Origin of the sequence: Polynucleobacter sp. (genome assembly GCF_018500155.2) — a bacterium.
In the GTDB taxonomy this organism is placed as follows: domain Bacteria; phylum Pseudomonadota; class Gammaproteobacteria; order Burkholderiales; family Burkholderiaceae; genus Polynucleobacter.
Window position 1 is genome coordinate 1 of record NZ_JAHBAK020000025.1, and the last position, 17,895, is coordinate 17,895.

A 17,895-nucleotide genomic window follows, 5' to 3' on the forward strand; every position below is an offset into this window, starting at 1 on the left:
ATCAAAATAGCAAATATCAAACATCAATACGCAATACTAAGGAATAGCAATGGAAAACAATCCAAATCCAAACTGGGAGCGCCAAGCATTGGAGCACTTGCTGCTAGAAAACCTCAAAGAGACTCGCAAGGCGCGTCGTTGGAGAGCAGTTTTGCGTGTTCTGACATTATTAGTGATTGTTGCCGCTCTGTTAGCAGTGTTTGATTTTCATTTGCCCGGTCGCGGCATGGGAGTGGAAACTCATACTGCTATGGTGACTCTGGAGGGGGAAATCTCTTCTAGCACGATGGCCAACGCAATGGATATCAACTCCTCTTTAGTTTCTGCATTTGAGAACCCGCATAGTGCTGGTGTGATTCTACGAATCAATAGCCCAGGTGGTTCCCCAGTTCAGGCGGGAATGATCAATGATGAGATTCATCGCTTGAAAAAACTGTATCCCAAAAAACCTTTCTATGTCGTTGTTGAGGATATTTGCGCATCCGGTGGTTACTACGTTGCTGTCGCAGCAGATCAAATTTTGGTAGACAAAGCTAGTCTTGTAGGTTCTATTGGTGTGATCATGGAAGGCTTTGGTTTTACTGGTTTGATGGATAAGTTAGGCGTGACTCGTCGCATGATTACTGCAGGCTCTAACAAGGGCATGCTCGATCCATTTAGCAAGGAAGACCCTAAGCAGGTTGAAATGGTGCGCACCATGATTGATGAAATTCATCAGCAGTTTATTCGGGTGGTCAAAGAGGGTCGCGGAGATCGTTTAAAAGAAGCTCCTGAACTTTTTTCTGGTCGCGTCTGGAATGGTGAGCAAGCAGTCAAACTAGGCTTAGCAGATGGCTATGGCACAGTTGATTCTGTAGCGCGAGATGTGTTTAAAGCGCCAGAGGTGCTTGATTACACTATGAAAGAAAATTTTGCGGAGCGTGTTGCTAAACGCTTTGGTGCAGAGGTGGGTGCTGCTGCAGGAAAAGCGCTAGTCAAATCACCAGATCTTAAGTAAAGCAATCTAGGCCAACAGTAGGAAAACAGTTGGCCTATTTTGTAATGACGCGCAAGCGTTCTCGTTGGGACATTGTTTACGCCAGTCTGCTATCGATTGAGTAGTGATTTGTTCAGAGCTTAGGCTCAGATCAATTCCAAGGCATAGCTTTGTTTGTGGATTTAATGCTGTTAAGCAAGCCATCAGCATCGCAGCATTGCGATAGGGTGTCTCAATCCAAATTTGGGTTTGATCTAATTTTCTAGATTCAGTTTCAAGTTGTTTGAGTTTGTTAAGACGTTCGTGCGCATCGTGGGGTAGGTAGCCCTGAAATGCAAAACGTTGGCCATTGAGCCCGCTGGCCATTAAACCCAATAGGATGGAGCTAGGGCCCACTAAGGGTTTCACACGAGCACCTATTTTGTGAGCGGCTAAGACGATTTCGGCGCCAGGATCGGCTACGCCCGGAACCCCTGCCTCAGACATGAGGCCCATGTCATGACCAGCAAGCAAAGGTTTGAGTAGGTCGACAGGTTTTACTGCATCACGAAATTTAGAATTGCGTGCCGCACCACGCCATTCACTCATTTGCATTTCTTGAATGGTGCAGGTGAGGGGCGATAAGGAATCTACTGCTTTCAATAATGCACGTGCAGTTTTGGCATCTTCCACAATCCAGTGCTGTAGTTTTGCAGAACATGCAAGTGTCTCATTAGGTGAAACCCAAGGCAATTGTTCTGTGCGAGCATCATCACCAAGTGTATTGGGAACAAGATACAGTGTGCCGAGTTTTGTCATAAGGTGGGCAGGTATTTTTCTTGCAATTTTGCAGGAATCATAAAACCTGCATCACGCAATAAGCCCGTTAAGGCAATGAGTGGTAGACCGATCAGTGCTGTAGGATCATCACTCTTGATAGCTTCTAGGAGGCTGATGCCTAGACCCTCAGACTTAGCGCTACCCGCGCAATCATAAGGTTCTTCTGTGTGGAGATAATTTTCTAATACGTCATCGGGTAGTTTGCGAAAGGTGACTTCTGTAGGAACGCAGACTGTAGTTTGGGAAGCGCCTTTCATCAAACACAAGGCGGTATGAAAAGTGACTGTTTGTCCTCGCATCAATTGCAGTTGCGCCAACGCCCTATCAAAATTACCAGGCTTCCCAATTGCAGCACCACATAAATCAGCAACTTGATCGGACCCAATGACCCAAGCATCTGGAAATTGTGTTGCTACAGCGTGCGCTTTTGCATGAGCAAGACGCAGTGCTAAGTCCAATGTGCTTTCACCAGCAAGTGGCGTTTCATCTACTTTGGGAGAGATCACATTAAATGGAATGCGCAAGCGCTTTAAGAGTTCTTGTCGATATACGGAAGTAGACGCCAGAATGAGTAGTGGGTTTTGGGATGATTTCATGTGCCGATTGATTTAGACTGATGTCATGAATCGTAATCAAGTTTTACCTCAAATACAGCTTTCCTCAGATCCTCAAGCGCTAAAGCGCGTTGATTTTTGCGCACCCCAGTCCTATAAAGGTGCTGGTTTTTTAAGCATTTCTGATCTTCCGAGGGTGGCCAAGGAGGTTTCTGCAGTAATACCTGGTGATGGCTTTGCGTGGAATGTAGAGACCCATTTTGAGGAATCCCCTGGTAGTGACCCCCACCAAATCATGGTGCTGGGCTTAAATGGGCGATTACACCTGGTTTGTCAGCGCTGTTTGCAGGGTTGCGCTGTCGATTTGGCCGAAAAACGACGTTTTATTCTGCTTGCTACAGAGGAAAAGGCTGACAGCTACCCAGTGGAGGATGAAGAGCAAGAACCCTTGGTGGCTAGCCAGCAATTTAACCTTTTAGACACGATTGAAGATGAGATTTTGCTGTCTATCCCCTTGATTCCAAAGCACCCCGAGGGCTTTTGTCAGCCACAAATCTCTGCTGCAGGGGGTGGTGGGGACGATGAACCCCTTGTGGAGCGGGAAAACCCCTTTAACGTATTGAAAAATATGAAGAAAAACTCATAAGTAGGCAAATTTGAGACTGATTCCCGGGAGTCGTTGTTTTAACCCGCTTCATTGATAAATCAAGCATTTAGACGCATTTTCATGCTAGAATGTCGCCTTGCTTAGGAGTTCAATATGGCCGTTCAACAAAATAAAAAATCACCTTCCAAACGTGGCATGCATCGTGCGCACGACTTTTTGACCGCACCTGCTACGGCTGTTGAAGCCACTACTGGTGAAGCTCACTTGCGTCACCACATTTCACCAAACGGCTACTACCGTGGTCGTAAAGTGGTTAAAACCAAAAACGACTAATTTTTTAGTCTAATCAGATAGAAGCGGCTCCCATAAGGCCGCTTTTTTCTTAGATAAATCACTTGTAGCAATCAATGAGTTTATGAGCGTTACTCTTGCTATAGATGCCATGGGCGGAGATCATGGGGTCGTCGTGACGGTTCCTGCTGCCTGTGATTTTTTAGAAAAACACCCTGATGTCAAAATTGCCCTAGTGGGTGATCCTGACTTGATCAAGCAAGTATTGAGCAAGTCTTCCAAAGCGCCAATGGAGCGCATTCAGATTATTCCTGCTAGTGAAGTGGTGTTGATGGATGACCCCATTGAAGTGGCGCTGCGTCGAAAAAAAGATTCATCAATGCGCGTGGCCATTGAGCAAGTAAAAGAAGGTGCTGCGGACGCGGTGATCTCCTCCGGAAACACAGGCGCGTTGATGGCAATTTCTCGCTACATTCTGAAAACACTCGATGGTGTTGATCGTCCAGCGATTGCGACCGCTATCCCCAATGAGTTAGGGCGTGGCACAACCATGTTGGATTTAGGGGCCAACGCAGATTGTGAGCCTATGCACTTAGTGCAATTTGCGCAAATGGCCAACGTGATGGTTCAGGTTGTTGATGGTAAGCCAAACCCTTCGATCGGTCTTTTAAATATTGGCGAAGAAGTGATTAAGGGTAATGAAGTGGTCAAGCAAACCAGCGAGTTACTGCGTCAGACCAATTTAAATTTTTTTGGCAATGTAGAAGGCAATGATATTTTTAAAGGCACGACAGACATTGTTGTCTGTGATGGCTTTGTCGGCAACGTGGTGCTGAAAGCCAGTGAAGGTTTGGCAAAAATGATGAGCGGCATGATTCGAGAAGAATTCAATCGTTCACTGCTCACGAAATTGATGGCGCTTTGCGCTATGGTTCCATTGTTGCGCGTTCGCAAGCGGGTTGATCATCGTCGTTATAACGGTGCCGTATTGTTAGGTCTGCGTGGATGTGTCATCAAAAGTCATGGATCTGCGGACCGCTTTGCTTTTGGATTTGCATTAGATCGTGCATATGAAGCGGCGAAAAATCGCATGGTAGAGCGCATAGCCTCGGCATTCGTGGCGGAGATTAAGGAATGAGCATCTTTTCAAGAATTGCTGGAACAGGTAGTTATTTGCCAGCGCTACGATTAACCAATCAAGATTTGGTAGAGCGCCTAGCAAAATCTGGCTTAGAAACTAGTGATGAGTGGATCACTACCCGTAGCGGTATTTCTGCGCGCCATTTTGCTGCAGAAAATGAACTGACAAGTGACCTTGCTGTCAAAGCGGCGCAGGCTGCATTAACTAGCGCTGGCATTACCTCAGCAGATCTAGATCTTATTATCTTGGCCACATCTACTCCAGATCATCTCGGTGGCTTTCCAAGTACCGCATGTGTTGTGCAAGACAAATTAGGCGCTCATACTGCTTGCGCCGCGTTTGATGTGCAAGCAGTCTGCGCGGGGTTTACTTATGCCTTGGCGACAGCAGATGCATTTATTCGCTCAGGATCGTATAAAAAAGTACTAGTGATTGGCGCTGAGACCTTTTCACGCATTCTCGATTTTCAAGATCGAGGCACTTGTGTATTGTTTGGCGATGGTGCTGGTGCTGTAGTGCTTGAGGCAACGAACGAGCCAGGGATTTTGTCGACTGCATTGCATGCTGATGGTAGCCAAAGAGATATTTTGTGCGTACCTGGACGCTCCGGTAATGGGGTGGTTCATGGATCGCCATTCATGACAATGGATGGACAAGCTGTATTTAAGCTGGCCGTCAAAGTATTGGAGCAAGTAGCTCATGAGGTTTTAGCAAAGGCCAATCTCACACCTGAGAGAATTGATTGGTTGGTGCCACACCAAGCGAATATTCGCATCATGGAGGGAACTGCCAAAAAGATGGGTATGTCGATGGATAAAGTCATTGTCACTGTGCATGAGCATGGCAATACTTCGGCAGCATCTATTCCTTTGGCTTTAGATGTTGGTGTGCGTAGCGGACAAATTCAACGCGGTCATCATCTTTTATTAGAAGGTGTTGGTGGTGGTTTTGCTTGGGGTGCGGTGGCATTACGGTATTAATCCTTTATTCATTGATGCGTATAAAACCGTATTTATTTCATTCTCAATCTTTAATTAAATTCATTTCATGACATTTGCATTCGTATTTCCTGGTCAAGGTTCTCAGTCTGTTGGGATGTTGAATACTATTTCCGAGCGTCCTGAAGTACGCGCGACATTAGAAGAGGCCTCAGAGGCTTTGGGTGAAGATGTGGCGAAACTCATTGCTGAGGGTCCAGCAGAAGCGCTCTCATTAACTACGAATACTCAACCTGTCATGCTCACAGCGGCGATTGCTTTTTATCGCGCTTGGCTAGCTGCTGGTGGTGCGATACCAAAAGTGATGGCTGGACATAGTTTGGGCGAATATTCTGCTTTAGTTGCAGCAGGGGTGATTAGTTTTAAAGATGCCGTTCCTTTAGTGCGTTTTCGTGCTGAAGCCATGCAAACGGCAGTACCCGTTGGAACGGGTGGAATGGCAGCAATTTTGGGCTTGGATGACGCTACTGTTATTCAGGTTTGTGCAGAGGCAAGCGCAGCTTCTGGTGGCGTAGTAGAGGCGGTGAACTTCAATGCGCCTGGTCAAGTGGTGATTGCTGGCGCAAGCGATGCAGTTTCAAAAGCATGTGAGTTACTCAAAGCAGCAGGTGCAAAACGGGCCTTACCATTGCCGGTATCGGCACCATTTCATTCTTCTTTATTGCAACCAGCCTCAGAAAAACTCAAGGGTTATTTAGCAAATATTGAATTTAAAGCTCCCACCATTTCCGTTATTAATAATGTGGACGTAGAAATTTTGCATGATCCTGTTGCGATTAAAGATGCATTAGTACGTCAAGCAGCTAAACCAGTTCGCTGGCAAGAAACGATTCAAAAGATGGCCTCACAAGGCATCACGCAAGTGGTGGAGTGCGGCCCAGGAAAAGTATTAGCAGGTCTTACTAAGCGCATTAATGATCAGGTGACTGGTGTACCAGTGTTTGATGAAGCCAGCTTAAATGATGTCCTTGCAACATTGAAATAACACTCCATCTTTCAAAGAAAAAAGCGAACCATTATGAATCTCGATTTAAGCGGACAAATTGCCCTAGTCACTGGCGCTTCGCGCGGTATCGGTCAAGCGATAGCGGATGAGTTAGTTAAGTGTGGCGCCAAAGTGATTGGAACAGCCACCACCAGCGAGGGCGCTAAAGCAATTGATGCACGTTTAAAACCTACAGGTGGCGCAGGTTTAGTACTCAACGTCACTGCACCGAATGCTTGTGAAGAAATTATTGATCAGATTGTCAAAGAATATGGCGGTATTCATATTTTGGTAAACAATGCTGGCATTACGCGTGATAACTTATCTATGCGCATGAAAGCAGAAGAGTGGACAGATGTGATTGATACCAACTTAAGTTCAGTGTTTCGCTTATCTCAAGCCGTCTTGCGTCCCATGATGAAGGCGCGTGGTGGTCGCATTATTAATATCACCTCTATCGTTGGACATATGGGTAATCCCGGTCAAGCAAACTATGCTGCAGCAAAATCAGGCGTGTCTGGAATGACGCGTGCTTTAGCCCGAGAAATCGGCAGTAGAAACATTACTGTCAATTGCGTTGCACCAGGATTCATCGATACGGATATGACTAGAGCGCTGAGTGAAGAGCAGCAAAATGCACTAAAAGTGAACATTCCATTGGCCCGTTTGGGTAGTCCAGAAGATGTTGCCCAAGCAGTGGCATTTTTGGCTTCTCCAGCAGCGGGTTACATTACGGGTAATACCCTACATGTCAATGGCGGACTCTATTTAGCCTAACGGCAAATCAAGGATTTAGTCATTTTTTTGGCGGTTTTGCTAATTACGTCCGCCAAGCTGATAAAATCCTTTCATCGTTTTTTTACAACCCTTGGGGGACTTAATGGATAACATCGAACAACGCGTTAAGAAAATCGTCGCTGAGCAATTGGGCGTCGCAGAAGCAGATATCAAAAATGAATCTTCTTTTGTGAACGACCTTGGCGCTGACTCTCTTGACACTGTTGAGCTGGTGATGGCTTTGGAAGATGAATTCGGCATCGAAATTCCTGATGAGGAAGCTGAAAAGATCACCACAGTTCAGCTCGCGATTGATTTCGCTAAATCTAAAGCTCAGGGTTAATTCCCTAGCATAGGCATTACTGTGTCAGCATCAAATGGCCGACGCCGGGTTGTAGTCACCGGCCTTGGCCTCATCTCACCTGTTGGTAATTCTGTTGACGTAGCTTGGTCTAATTTGCTTGCAGGCAAATCAGGCATCGCTACGATCACAAAGTTTGACCACACTCCTTTAAGCGTTCATTTCGCAGGAGAGGTGAAAGATTTCAATGTCGAAGAATATGTTTCTGCCAAAGAGGCGCGCCATATGGATACTTTTATCCATTATGGAATTGCTGCTGGTACGCAAGCTATTCGCGATAGCGGTATAGAAGTTACTGAGCAAAACGCCGAGCGTATTGGCGTAATGGTTGGCTCCGGTATTGGTGGTTTGCCAATGATCGAAGACACCAGCGCAGAACTTATTGCCCGTGGGCCTCGTCGTATATCTCCGTTCTTTGTTCCTGGCTCCATCATTAATATGATTTCAGGGCATCTGAGTATTCTGTTTGGTCTCAAAGGTCCAAATGTGGCTGCGGTGACTGCTTGTACAACAGGTTTACATAGCATCGGATTAGCTGCACGTTTAATTCAGTACGGCGATGCTGATGTCATGATTGCTGGTGGCGCTGAGTCTACTATTTCTGCATTGGGTGTTGGTGGGTTTGCTGCTGCACGAGCGCTCTCTACTCGCAATGATGATCCAGCAACCGCATCACGTCCTTGGGATAAAGATCGCGATGGTTTTGTTCTCGGTGAAGGCGCAGGTGTTGTGGTTCTAGAAGAATATGAGCATGCAAAAGCAAGAGGCGCAAAAATTTATTGCGAGCTCAAAGGCTTTGGTATGAGCGGCGATGCCTATCATATGACCGCTCCAAATATGGATGGACCACGTCGTTGTATGGTCAATGCGATGCGTGACGCAGGTCTTAACCCAGATCAAATTCAGTATTTAAATGCTCATGGCACTTCAACGCCATTGGGCGATAAAAACGAAACAGAAGCCATCAAGGCAGCACTGGGTGATCATGCTAAAAAGGCCCTGATTAACTCTACAAAATCGATGACCGGCCACCTTTTGGGCGGAGCAGGTGGCTTAGAGTCTGTTTTCACGATTTTGGCTCTGCACCATCAAAAATCACCGCCTACTATCAATATCTTTAATCAAGACCCTGAGTGTGATTTGGACTACTGCGCCAATACTGCTAGGGATGTCAAAATCGATCATGCAGTCAAAAACAACTTTGGCTTTGGTGGTACTAACGGTACCTTGATTTTTGGTAAGCTGACCTAATATTCTCCTTATTGTCATTTTTTGGTCTTTTACCAAGTAGGTCATTGCATTATGAAAAAGCACTTTATTGCGCTCCTGGCTGTGTTGAGCCTCGGGCAAATGTCTTTTATTGAGCCTGTACTTGCTCAAAATCCTCGCGTCACTATTCCTGACTTTGCTGATCTAGTCGAGCGCGCCAGTCCTGCAGTCGTCAATATTCGTACGACAGAAAAAGTCATGGTTCAGCAACAGGGAGGAATTCCTGGGATGCCTGAAGACCAGGCAGAATTTTTCCGCCGCTTCTTTGGAGTACCTATTCCTGGACTTCCAAACAATCCTAAGCAGGCACAACCGAATTCTGGAAGGCCACAAGAAGCAGAACGTGGAGTTGGTTCAGGATTCATCATTGAATCTAACGGTTTAATACTTACCAATGCACACGTAGTTGAAGGGGCCACCACTATTTATGTCACGTTAACTGACAAACGCGAGTTCAAAGCAAAGTTGCTTGGGATGGATAAGCGAACTGATGTAGCGGTAGTCAAAATTGAAGCACGTGATTTACCTAAGCTTCCTTTGGGAGATTCTTCCAAGGTGCGTGTAGGTGAATGGGTTTTAGCAATTGGTTCACCATTTGGTCTTGAGAATACAGTGACCGCAGGCATTGTTTCGGCGAAGAGCCGTGATACTGGAGACTATCTCCCCTTTATTCAGACTGACGTCGCAGTTAATCCAGGTAACTCTGGCGGACCACTATTAAATACAGCAGGACAAGTCATTGGTATCAACTCTCAGATTTTTAGTCGTTCTGGTGGCTATATGGGAATTTCTTTTGCAATACCCATTGATGAAGCAATGCGGGTTGCAGATCAATTGCGCACTAACGGCAAAATGACTCGTGGTCGTATTGGCGTGGCTTTAGGTGAAATGACTAAAGAAGTTGCTGAAAGCTTGGGATTGGGTAAGCCCCGTGGTGCTTATGTGCGCAATGTTGAATCTGGTGGTCCTGCAGCAGCGGGTGGTGTTGAAGCTGGGGATGTGATCGTGAGCTTTAATGGCCGCGACATTGCAAAGTCCACTGATTTGCCAAGAATCGTTGGTGACACTAAGCCAGGAACTTCAGTTCCTCTCCAAGTTTGGCGCAAAGGTGCAACACGAGAATTAATGGTGACGGTAAGTGATTCAGAATCTGCGCAAACAGCGAAGAAGGCTGATGCTCCAGCAGCTAATGGTGGCGGATCGAATGCTCTTGGTGTGGTTGTAACGGACTTATCGGATGCCAAGAAAAAGGACTTGGGCCTAAAGGGCGGTGCAGAGGTAACGGGTTTGGGTGACGGCCCCCTCGCTCGCGCAGGTGTTCGTGCTGGTGACATCATTACTCGGGTGGCCGATACTGATATTTCAGGGGCGAAACAATTCGAATCCCTGGTAAAAGGCCTTGATCCGAATAAGTCTGTGCCGGTATTTATCCGTCGCGCTGATAGTACGCTGGTTATCCCAGTAAGGCCAAAATAAGCCGTTTTTAGGGCAAAAAACAGGGTTTGGCGCCTTTTAGGCGCCACCCATTACAATCCCCCTAAGACGACTTTTTGCAGCGCATCATTGTGGTGCGTTCTGACAAGGCGTTTTTTGAATCACTAAATAAGACGCTATGGATTTAATCCGCAATTTTTCTATCATCGCCCATATTGATCACGGCAAATCCACGCTCGCTGATCGCATTATTCAACTCTGCGGCGGTCTTTCTGATCGCGAAATGGAAGCGCAAGTGCTCGATTCCATGGATATTGAGCGTGAACGCGGTATCACCATTAAAGCCCAAACAGCAGCGCTAAATTACAAAGCCAAAGATGGCAAGACCTACAACATCAATTTGATTGATACCCCTGGACACGTTGACTTCTCTTATGAAGTGAGCCGGTCTTTATCTGCATGTGAAGGTGCATTATTGGTAGTAGATGCAAGTCAGGGTGTTGAGGCGCAAACGGTTGCGAACTGTTACATGGCGCTGGAGTTGGGTGTTGAAGTAGTACCAGTGCTCAATAAGATTGATTTACCTCAAGCAGATCCAGATCGCGCTAAAAAAGAAATTGAAGATGTGATTGGTATAGATGCATCAGAGGCGGTGACTTGTTCAGCTAAAACCGGTATGGGTGTTGCGGATGTCATCGAAGAAATGATTGCTAAAGTGCCGCCACCTAAAGGCAATGCGACCGAACCATTACAGGCCTTAATTATTGATTCTTGGTTTGATAACTACGTTGGCGTTGTCATGTTGATACGGGTTGTCAATGGCACCTTGAAGCCTAAAGAAAAAATTACCTTAATGGCTAATGGCTCCACTCATTTAGTAGAGCACGTCGGTGTATTTAGTCCGAAGTCGGTCGACCGCCCTGAATTATCTGCGGGACAAGTGGGTTTTGTAATCGCGGGTATTAAAGAACTTAAAGCTGCAAAAGTGGGAGATACCGTCACTCATGCTCCTGGTCAGCAAGGACGAGTTCCTGCGGCGCAGCCTCTGCCTGGTTTTAAGGAGGTTAAGCCACAGGTTTTTGCGGGCCTCTATCCAGTGGAAGCGAGTGAGTACGATCAATTGCGTGAGTCTCTTGAAAAACTCAAACTCAATGACGCATCCCTTTTATATGAGCCAGAAGTTTCGCAAGCGCTAGGATTTGGATTTCGTTGTGGCTTCTTAGGTTTACTCCATATGGAAATCGTACAAGAGCGTTTAGAGCGTCAGTACGGCATGAACTTGATTACGACAGCGCCTACAGTGGTCTATCAAGTGCAGCAATCCGATGGGACAGTTTTGATGGTGGATAACCCCTCAAAAATGCCTGAGGTGAGCAAGATTGATACGATTTTGGAGCCGATTGTCACCGTCAACTTATATATGCCACAAGAGTATGTTGGCTCAGTGATTACCTTGTGCGTAGGAAAACGCGGTATTCAAACGGGAATGAATTATTTGGGTCGTCAAGTGCAGTTGACCTATGAATTACCTATGGCAGAGATCGTGCTGGATTTCTTCGATCGCTTAAAGTCGATTTCGCGTGGCTACGCCTCGATGGATTATGAGTTCAAAGAATATCGACCTGCTGATGTAGTGAAGGTGGATATTTTGATTAATGGTGATCGTGTAGATGCACTTTCAGTCATCGTGCACCGAAGCAATAGTCAATCGCGTGGTCGAGAGGTAGTGTCTAAGATGCGCGGCATTATTCCTCGTCAAATGTTTGATGTTGCTATTCAGGCGGCGATTGGCAGCAATATTGTGGCGCGTGAGAACGTGAAGGCATTGCGTAAAAACGTGCTGGCAAAATGCTATGGTGGCGATATTTCTCGTAAACGTAAGTTATTAGAGAAGCAAAAAGAAGGTAAGAAGCGCATGAAGCAAGTAGGTAATGTGGAAATTCCACAAGAAGCCTTCTTGGCTATTTTGCAGGTGGAAGAATAATGAATTTTGCGCTCATTCTTTTCATACTGGTAGTAGTTTCAGGTATTGCCTGGGTTGCTGATCGAGTGTACTTTGCGCCCCAAAGAAAAGTCGCCGGTATTGACCGGATGCCCTTATGGCTTGAATACACCGCTGGTTTCTTTCCTGTAATTTGTGCGGTTTTTGTGCTGCGCTCATTTATTGTTGAGCCCTTCAAAATCCCATCAGGATCAATGATTCCAACCTTGCAAATCGGCGACTTTATTTTGGTGAATAAATTCACCTATGGCATTCGCTTGCCAGTGATTAATCAAAAGGTAGTTGATTTAGGCTCTCCAAAGCGAGGTGATGTGATTGTTTTTCGCTATCCGCGCGATGAGTCTGTGGATTACATTAAGCGCGTTGTGGCTTTGCCAGGCGATGTGATTACCTACGAAGATAAGCGCCTAATCATTAATGGTCAGCCATTGCAATATAGTGGCGGCGAACCTTATCTTGACCCAGAAAATATGCGTTATGCCAAACGCTACACGGAAACTTTTCCTGCGGATTTAGGCGGTAATCGCCATGACATTCTGAATGACCCTGATCGTCCGGCTACAGTGTTTCCAACGGAGCGCTTTCCTGGCGCAGAGTTCTGTCAATATCAGCCAGCAGGCTTAACCTGCAAGGTGCCTGCGGGGCATTACTTTGCGATGGGTGACAACCGAGATAACAGTGCGGATTCTCGTTACTGGGGATTTGTACCTGATAAAAATATTGTTGGTAAAGCATTCTTTGTTTGGTTGAATTTGGGTAATCTCGGTCGTATAGGTAGTTTCGAGTAAACCATCATGAATGCCCGCGCCGTCATTGATACCCAAGCCCTGCAAGAGAGGCTGGGGTATTCTTTTAAGAAGCCTGAGCTACTCAATCAAGCGCTCACGCATCGCAGCCATAGCAAGAAAAATAATGAGCGTTTGGAGTTTTTGGGTGACTCCATTCTGAATTGTGTTGTCGCAGACCTGCTTTATGAGCGATATTCAGATTTAGATGAGGGCGATCTCTCCCGTGTGCGAGCTAACCTAGTCAAACAACAAGCTTTATATGAAATCGCGCAAACACTTTCTCTATCGGATTATTTGCGTTTAGGCGAGGGTGAACTCAAAAGCGGGGGGTTTCGCAGACCCTCTATTCTTGCTGATACCCTAGAAGCAGTGACTGGCGCAATCTTTTTAGATGGTGGATTTGAATCAGCCAAAGGATGTCTGCGTAAACTCTATTCAATCATTTTGGCCCAAGTCGATCCAAAAACGCTGGGCAAAGATGACAAAACCCTTTTACAAGAATGTTTGCAAAGCTATCAATTGCCTCTGCCCACCTATAACGTGATTGGCACTAGTGGTGCTGCTCATAATCAGCAGTTCGAGGTGGAGTGTTTAATTCCTACTCTCAAAGTATCCGTAAAAGGCGAGGGCGCTTCAAGACGTGCTGCAGAACAGTCGGCAGCTAAGTTAGCATTGCTCACCGTTCTGAAGGCGCTGCCACAAGAGTCCCGTAAGCCTAAGAAAACTCGGTCTGCCAAGAAAAAAGCAGCCAAGAAAGAAGTAGCAGAAGAGCAGTTAAACCTCAAACTGAAGGATTAAACGTGTTTCGTTGTGGCACTATCGCAATTGTTGGTCGCCCAAATATGGGTAAATCGACCCTGCTCAATGCATTAGTAGGTCAAAAGATCAGCATTACTTCACGCAAGGCGCAAACTACGCGTCATCGCATTTTAGGTGTGCAAAATCGAGAAGAGGCGCAATTTATCTTCATTGACACTCCAGGATTTCAGACACGTTTAGTCAATACGCTAAATAAAGCCTTAAATCGTACCGTGACAACGGCATTGCAAGATGTGAATGTGATTTGCTTTGTTGTGGAGGCTGGATATTTTGGCGAGGATGATAAGAAGGTTCTCAAACTTCTACCCAGTGATTTGCCAGTAGTGCTGGTCCTCAATAAGCTCGATTTATTTAATAGCCGTCATCAGACACCTTCTGAGCGTGATCAAGGCTTGCTGAATTTCATTAAAGAAATGGCAAAGCCATGGTGTGAAATTGGTGGTCATGAAGATCAGCGGAGTGAATTTGCTGAGATTGTGCCGATGAGTGCTAAAAGTCCAGGCGACATTGATAGATTGCTTGATGTTCTTGAGGGTTATTTACCTGAGGGTGAACCCATCTACGATCAAGATACGGTGACAGACCGCAGCGAGCGCTTCTTGGCAGCAGAAATATTGCGTGAGAAAGTATTTCGTTTTACTGGCGAGGAATTGCCATACACCTCTACAGTAGTGATCGATCAATTTAAGATGGATGGCAAGATGCGCCGCATCTCCGCCACGATTTTGGTTGATCGTGACAGTCATAAAGCCATGATCATTGGTCAAAAAGGTGAGCGCCTTAAAAAGATTTCTACTGATGCACGCATTGATATGGAAAAACTCTTTGACGGCAAAGTATTTTTAGAGACCTGGGTAAAGGTCAAGCGTGGCTGGGCAGACGACCGTGCTGAATTACGGGCGCAAGGATTGGAATAAAAACCCATGGCTTCGATTCGCATTGCTGACGAGCCCGCATTTGTTTTGCATAGCATTCCTTACAAAGAAACCAGTCTTATTCTGGATGTATTTACGCGAACACATGGCCGGATGGCCTTAATTGCAAAAGGTGCAAAACGGCCACATTCAACGCTTCGTCCCGTACTGCAGCGGTTTCAACCACTTCTGGTCTCCTGGAGTGGGAAATCCGAACTGCGTACTCTAACGAAGTCTGAATGGGTTGGTGGCATGCCATCATTGGTTGGTGATGCACTCTTGTGTGGCTTTTATTTAAATGAGTTGTTGGTGAAGTTTTTAGCACGTGAAGACGAGTATGAAAAGTTGTATGACCGTTATGCAGATACGATTTCAGCATTGTCTAATTTAGAGTTTGAATCAAAGGGTCTTGAAGAAATTTTGCGTCCATTTGAGCTATCTTTATTACAAGAGACAGGTTATGCAGCGGCATTAGATCGTTGTGTAGAGACTGATGATTTGCCTGATGCCAAGACCTTATATGTCTATCAGCCGGAGCGAGGCGTGCGCCCCGCACAATCTGATGATCCTGGACATTGGCCAGTGATAAGAGGGGAGTCTTTATTGGCGATAGCAGCAGGCAATTTTTCTGATCCTGAAACTCTGTCAGAAAGTAAGCAATTAATGCGCTTTCTATTGAGCTTGCACCTACAAGATCAGGTACTCACGACCCGACAAATTTTGATCGATCTGAAGAAAATCTAGTAATCTACTGCAATGACTACACCGCACCCTTTAGAGTTGGGGATTAATATCGATCACGTTGCCACATTGCGTAATGCGCGGGGCACGACTTATCCAGATCCGATAAAAGCGGCTAGATTGGCTGAAGAGGCTGGTGCGGATTTAATTACCCTGCACTTACGGGAAGATCGTCGACATATCAAAGATGCTGATTTATTGGCTTTGCGTCCATTAATCAAAACACGTATGAATCTCGAATGTGCGGTGACGCCCGAGATGCTTAATATTGCCTGCAAGGTGAAACCCCATGACGTTTGTCTAGTGCCTGAAAAGCGTGAAGAGGTGACCACTGAAGGGGGCTTAGATGTTTTGGGTCACTTTGAAGCGGTTCAGTCTGCTACAAGGCAACTGCAAGAAGCAGGTATTCGGGTTTCCTTATTTATCGATCCTGAAGAAAAACAAATTCAAGCGGCTAAAGATGTGGGTGCGACAGTTGTGGAATTGCATACAGGCCGCTATGCGGATTTATCAGGCGCAGAACAAGCAATTGAATTAGAGCGCATTCGTAAAGCGGCGCAGTTTGGTAAAAGCATTGGATTGCGAGTGAATGCTGGCCATGGTTTGCATGAGGGTAAGGTCATGCCAATTGCAGCAATCGAAGAGTTATCAGAATTAAATATAGGTCACGCAATCGTGGCAGAAGCGCTATTTAAGGGTTGGCAAAATGCGATTGAAGATATGAAAGCATTAATGGCTCGCGGTAGACATCAAGACCACATTCATCCCCTGAAATAAAGAACAGTCAATGATTATTGGTATTGGTACCGACATACTGCAGATTGAGCGCTTACAAGCCGCTTTCGATCGAACCAATGGACGTTTGGCCGAAAAAATATTGGGTCCCGATGAAATGCGTGTTTTCCAGCAGCGTCTTGCCAGAAATCATAAGCGCGGAATTGCCTTTCTGGCCACACGTTTTGCAGCTAAGGAAGCATTTTCAAAAGCGATTGGTCTTGGCATGCGTATGCCCATGACTTGGCGTTCTCTCCAAACCCTCAATGAACCCAGTGGTAAGCCAGTAACGACTTATCTTGGTGCTTTAGCCCAATTTATGCAGGACAAAAATTGGGAGGCGCATGTTACGGTGAGTGATGAGCAAGATATGGCGATTGCCCATGTCATAGTGACTCAAAAATAATAATGATCGATTGAATATGGATGCAGCCATGAGTAAAGTAAAAATGAATCCCGGCCCAATTACCTTAGATGTAGTGGGTCAAGCTTTGAATGCGGAAGATCGCCGTCGTATTCTGCATCCCTTAACTGGTGGAGTGATTTTGTTTGGTAGGAACTTTGCTAATCGCAAGCAGTTGACCAAACTTACGGCAGAGATTAAAAAACTTCGTCCTGACGTCTTAATCTCCATTGATCATGAGGGTGGCCGCGTACAACGCTGCAAGACCGATGGCTTTACCCATTTACCAGCAATGCGTAAGCTTGGTGAGTTGTGGGGTGTCAAACATCAATCTGGACATCCTGCCGAATCTGCTGCCTTGGCTATGGCTGCTGCTACGGCTTGTGGCTATCTATTGGCAACAGAATTGCGTGCCTGTGGCGTTGACTTTAGCTTTACGCCTGTACTGGATTTGGATTTTGGTCGCAGTAGTGTTATTGGCGATCGCTCATTTAGTCGCGATCCACAAATCGTCTTTGCATTGGCAAAAAGTGTGAATGAAGGCCTGCGACTTGGTGGCATGGCTAATTGTGGAAAGCACTTTCCAGGTCATGGCTGGGCAGAGGCTGATTCACACATTGCTATACCAGTAGATGAGCGTTCTTTAGCGCAAATTCTCAATGATGATGCTAAGCCTTATGAATGGCTGGATTTGAGTTTGTCAGCGGTGATGCCTGCGCATGTCATCTATTCCCAAGTTGACAAAAACCCTGCGGGTTTCTCAAAAGTTTGGCTGCATTCCATTTTGCGCCAAGAGTTGGGATTTGAGGGTGTGATCTTTAGCGACGATCTTTCCATGGAGGGTGCCAGTGTTGCGGGATCTGTCGTAAAAGGCGCAGAAATGGCCTTAGAAGCAGGGTGTGATGCAGTGCTCATTTGCAATCGTCCAGATTTGGCAGATCAATTACTCAGCAAGTTAAAAGTATCTAAACATAAGCAAGCAGAATCTGCGACCCGCTTAAATCGCTTGATGCCAGCTTCTCCCGCCATGAGTTGGGAGGCTTTGCAAAAAGATGCTCAATATCAACATGCCAAGGGATTGCTCAAGCAATTTAAATTAATCGCTTGAGTATGTGGTCTATATAGCGCTTTGCCGCACAATAAAAAAGCCCGGCATGCCGGGCTTTTGTTTATCTGCAAAGACGATTAGTTTGCACGGCTGCGATATTCGCCAGTACGAGTATCAATCTCAATTTTGTCACC

20 protein-coding genes are annotated in these 17,895 nt (G+C 46.0%); 18 read left to right on the plus strand and 2 right to left on the minus strand.

Going from position 1 to position 17,895, the window contains the following annotated elements; genetic code table 11:
- The first annotated feature begins 49 nt into the window (after positions 1–49).
- Positions 50–997 (plus strand): signal peptide peptidase SppA, encoded by a 948-nt coding sequence (sppA, locus tag KIH43_RS03020; RefSeq protein WP_296970388.1) that lies wholly within the window; start codon positions 50–52, stop codon positions 995–997.
- A 6-nt stretch (positions 998–1,003) separates the two neighbouring features.
- Here the strand turns inward: sppA and KIH43_RS03025 are convergent, their stop codons facing one another.
- Both KIH43_RS03025 and KIH43_RS03030 read right to left on the minus strand, forming a co-directional pair.
- Positions 1,004–1,774: an SAM-dependent methyltransferase gene (locus KIH43_RS03025; RefSeq protein WP_297717567.1), complete on the minus strand. Its 771-nt coding sequence runs from the start codon at positions 1,772–1,774 to the stop codon at positions 1,004–1,006.
- The gene (locus KIH43_RS03030; protein ID WP_297717570.1) at positions 1,771–2,391 is read right to left on the minus strand and encodes a Maf family nucleotide pyrophosphatase; all 621 of its coding nucleotides are present in this window, start codon (positions 2,389–2,391) and stop codon (positions 1,771–1,773) included. The genes KIH43_RS03025 and KIH43_RS03030 overlap by 4 nt, the downstream gene beginning before the upstream one ends.
- A 25-nt stretch (positions 2,392–2,416) precedes the next feature.
- Between KIH43_RS03030 and KIH43_RS03035 the strand changes: the two genes are divergently transcribed.
- From KIH43_RS03035 to nagZ, 17 genes are all read left to right on the plus strand, one after another.
- Complete coding sequence (locus KIH43_RS03035; protein WP_297717573.1) at positions 2,417–2,995, plus strand: DUF177 domain-containing protein; 579 nt, start codon at positions 2,417–2,419, stop codon at positions 2,993–2,995.
- A 114-nt stretch (positions 2,996–3,109) separates the two neighbouring features.
- Positions 3,110–3,289, plus strand: a complete 180-nt coding sequence (gene rpmF, locus KIH43_RS03040; protein ID WP_011902241.1) for a 50S ribosomal protein L32 — start codon at positions 3,110–3,112, stop codon at positions 3,287–3,289.
- Between the two features lie 82 nt (positions 3,290–3,371).
- Positions 3,372–4,385: a phosphate acyltransferase PlsX gene (gene plsX / locus KIH43_RS03045; protein ID WP_296970396.1), complete on the plus strand. Its 1,014-nt coding sequence runs from the start codon at positions 3,372–3,374 to the stop codon at positions 4,383–4,385.
- Positions 4,382–5,368 (plus strand): beta-ketoacyl-ACP synthase III, encoded by a 987-nt coding sequence (locus KIH43_RS03050; protein ID WP_297717578.1) that lies wholly within the window; start codon positions 4,382–4,384, stop codon positions 5,366–5,368. Before plsX ends, KIH43_RS03050 begins: the two co-directional genes overlap by 4 nt.
- A gap of 67 nt (positions 5,369–5,435) precedes the next feature.
- The gene (fabD, locus tag KIH43_RS03055; protein ID WP_297717581.1) at positions 5,436–6,371 is read left to right on the plus strand and encodes an ACP S-malonyltransferase; all 936 of its coding nucleotides are present in this window, start codon (positions 5,436–5,438) and stop codon (positions 6,369–6,371) included.
- Between the two features lie 33 nt (positions 6,372–6,404).
- Positions 6,405–7,148: a 3-oxoacyl-ACP reductase FabG gene (gene fabG / locus KIH43_RS03060; RefSeq protein ID WP_296970237.1), complete on the plus strand. Its 744-nt coding sequence runs from the start codon at positions 6,405–6,407 to the stop codon at positions 7,146–7,148.
- 103 nt (positions 7,149–7,251) lie between these two features.
- Positions 7,252–7,491, plus strand: coding sequence for an acyl carrier protein (gene acpP, locus KIH43_RS03065; protein WP_215324024.1), 240 nt, complete (start codon positions 7,252–7,254; stop codon positions 7,489–7,491).
- Between the two features lie 21 nt (positions 7,492–7,512).
- Positions 7,513–8,760, plus strand: a complete 1,248-nt coding sequence (fabF, locus tag KIH43_RS03070) for a beta-ketoacyl-ACP synthase II (RefSeq protein ID WP_297717585.1) — start codon at positions 7,513–7,515, stop codon at positions 8,758–8,760.
- A gap of 99 nt (positions 8,761–8,859) precedes the next feature.
- Positions 8,860–10,254, plus strand: coding sequence for a DegQ family serine endoprotease (locus tag KIH43_RS03075; RefSeq protein ID WP_297717603.1), 1,395 nt, complete (start codon positions 8,860–8,862; stop codon positions 10,252–10,254).
- A 136-nt stretch (positions 10,255–10,390) separates the two neighbouring features.
- A complete protein-coding gene (gene lepA / locus KIH43_RS03080) occupies positions 10,391–12,196 on the plus strand; it encodes a translation elongation factor 4 (protein WP_296970245.1) in 1,806 nt (601 codons plus the stop codon).
- A complete protein-coding gene (lepB, locus tag KIH43_RS03085; RefSeq protein ID WP_297717588.1) occupies positions 12,196–13,002 on the plus strand; it encodes a signal peptidase I in 807 nt (268 codons plus the stop codon). The genes lepA and lepB overlap by 1 nt, the downstream gene beginning before the upstream one ends.
- A 24-nt stretch (positions 13,003–13,026) precedes the next feature.
- Entirely contained in the window at positions 13,027–13,800 is a 774-nt protein-coding gene (rnc, locus tag KIH43_RS03090; RefSeq protein WP_297717607.1) for a ribonuclease III, read from the plus strand.
- Between the two features lie 2 nt (positions 13,801–13,802).
- Complete coding sequence (gene era, locus KIH43_RS03095; protein ID WP_297717591.1) at positions 13,803–14,738, plus strand: GTPase Era; 936 nt, start codon at positions 13,803–13,805, stop codon at positions 14,736–14,738.
- A gap of 6 nt (positions 14,739–14,744) precedes the next feature.
- Positions 14,745–15,479: a DNA repair protein RecO gene (recO, locus tag KIH43_RS03100; protein ID WP_296970253.1), complete on the plus strand. Its 735-nt coding sequence runs from the start codon at positions 14,745–14,747 to the stop codon at positions 15,477–15,479.
- A 12-nt stretch (positions 15,480–15,491) separates the two neighbouring features.
- On the plus strand, positions 15,492–16,253 hold the full coding sequence (gene pdxJ / locus KIH43_RS03105) for a pyridoxine 5'-phosphate synthase (RefSeq protein WP_297717594.1): 762 nt from the start codon (positions 15,492–15,494) through the stop codon (positions 16,251–16,253).
- Positions 16,254–16,263: 10 nt separating this feature from the next.
- Positions 16,264–16,656 carry a holo-ACP synthase gene (gene acpS / locus KIH43_RS03110; protein ID WP_297717597.1) on the plus strand — a complete coding sequence of 131 codons (393 nt, stop codon included), beginning with the start codon at positions 16,264–16,266 and terminating at the stop codon, positions 16,654–16,656.
- Between the two features lie 28 nt (positions 16,657–16,684).
- Positions 16,685–17,761 (plus strand): beta-N-acetylhexosaminidase, encoded by a 1,077-nt coding sequence (gene nagZ / locus KIH43_RS03115; RefSeq protein WP_297717600.1) that lies wholly within the window; start codon positions 16,685–16,687, stop codon positions 17,759–17,761.
- Positions 17,762–17,895 lie beyond the last annotated feature (134 nt).